1 protein-coding gene and 1 pseudogene are annotated in these 1,811 nt (G+C 70.8%); both read right to left on the reverse strand.

Annotated features, from left to right (window positions below):
* Positions 1–220: pseudogene (locus tag ABT063_RS51935) on the reverse strand (succinylglutamate desuccinylase/aspartoacylase family protein); the annotation flags it as partial.
* Positions 221–258: 38 nt separating this feature from the next.
* Positions 259–1,650 (reverse strand): aminotransferase class III-fold pyridoxal phosphate-dependent enzyme, encoded by a 1,392-nt coding sequence (locus tag ABT063_RS51940; RefSeq protein WP_351069358.1) that lies wholly within the window; start codon positions 1,648–1,650, stop codon positions 259–261.
* Between the last annotated feature and the right edge of the window lie 161 nt (positions 1,651–1,811).

A 1,811-nucleotide genomic window follows, 5' to 3' on the forward strand; every position in this document is an offset into this window, starting at 1 on the left:
TGGCCGGGTCGGTTTCGGCGAGGACGCGCCGGATGGCCTCCTGGCCGTCGTACTCGTCGCCGTGCACCCCCGCGTCCACGCACAGCACCGGACCGTCCTGGGCGCCGTTGACGACGATGACCGGGATGCCGAGCTCCACGCCGTAGCTGCTGGTGCCGACCGGGATGAGGCCCTGGGCGCGCTCGCCGGGGGCGACGGTCAGCGGACCGATGGAGTACATGAGGGTGGTTCCTTTCGAATGCGGGGCGGGTGCGGGTGTCACAGGCGGGCGGACGCCTCGGCGAGGGTCTCCGCGAGGATGTCGGCGATACGGTCGAGAAGGTGCCGGTCGCTGATCAGCGGGGGTGCGATCTGCACCAGCGGGGCGGCGCGGTTGTAGACGCGGGCCAGGAGTCCGGCCTCGCGCAGTCGGCGCGGGATGAGGTCGACGATCAGACCGGCGCGGGCCTTGTCGCTGAAGCCGCCGCCGTCGAGGTCGCCGACGAGTTCGCAGGCGTAGAAGAATCCGGCGCCCCGAATGTCACCGACGATTCTCAGATCTCCGAGGGAGGCCATGCGCGTCGCGAGGTGGTCCTGGAGACCGCGGACGTTGTCCAGGATCAGGTCCCGCTCCATGATCTCCAGGCTGCGCAGGGCGATGGCCGCGCTCAGCGGGTGCCCGGCGAAGGTGTAGCCGTGGTTGAGGACCGCGCCCGGCTGATTGATGACCTCAACAACTCGATTGCTCACCAGGGTTGCTCCCATGGGCGCGTAACCGGCGGTGATGCCCTTGGCGATGGTGACGATGTCGGGGCGGGCGCCGTAGCGGTCGCCGCCGAACCACTCCCCCAGCCGCCCGAAGGCGGTGATCACCTCGTCGGCGACGAGGAGGAAGCCGTACCGGTCGGCGAGCGCCCTGAGGCCCGGCCAGTAGCCGTGGGGCGGGGTGATGCAGCCGCCGCGGTTCTGCACCGGCTCGGCGATCAGCATCGCGATGCTCTCCGGGCCCTCGGCCAGGATCGCGGCCTCCAGCTCGGCGAGCAGACGGGAGGTGTACACGTCGTCGTCGACGTACTCGGGGGCGAGGCCGAACCGGTTGGTGTTGGACACGAACCGGGTCTCGATCGCGCCCGGCCCGTAGGGTTCGCGCAGCCCGGGGTCGTCGGTCAGGGAGAGAGCCCCGATGGTCAGCCCGTGGTAGGCGCCGCGACGGGAGATCGCCTTCACCCGGCCCGGTTCCCCGCGCAGGGCGTGGTAGCGGCGGGCGATCTTCCAGGCGGTCTCCACCGCTTCCGCCCCGCCGCCGGAGAAGAACGTGTGCTCGACGTCGACGGGCGCGATCCGCGAGAGCCGCTCGGCGAGTTCGATGGCGGTGGGGTGCGCGGAGGAGGACCACAGCGGGCTGAAGCACAGCTCGCGCAGCTGCTTGTCCGCCGCCTCGGCGAACTCGGGGGCGTAGGAGTAGCCGAGCTGGCAGCAGTACAGGCCGGAGAGACCGTCGATGTAGCGCCTGCCGTCGGCGTCGTCGACGTACGGGCCCTCGCCACGCTGGACGACGAAGAGGTTCTCGCCGTCCTGGCCGAGTGAGCCGTTGGGGGTCATGTTGAGCAGGAGGTGTCTGGCCGCGGTGGCGGACAGTTCACCGGTGGGTGTGCGGGTGCTGGTGGTCATGATGCGCTCTCACTTCCGGCGCGGAGGCCCAGTCCGGGTTCTGTGGGCAGCAGGCCGTCCTGTTTGCCGGAGCCGCTGAGCTTGCGGACCACGCCGACCAGGGCGAGGGCCACGACGGCGACGGCGATGAGGATCGCGCTGACGGCGGTCACCGACGGGTC

Origin of the sequence: Streptomyces sp. NPDC002838 (genome assembly GCF_040295365.1) — a bacterium.
Lineage (GTDB): Bacteria > Actinomycetota > Actinomycetes > Streptomycetales > Streptomycetaceae > Streptomyces.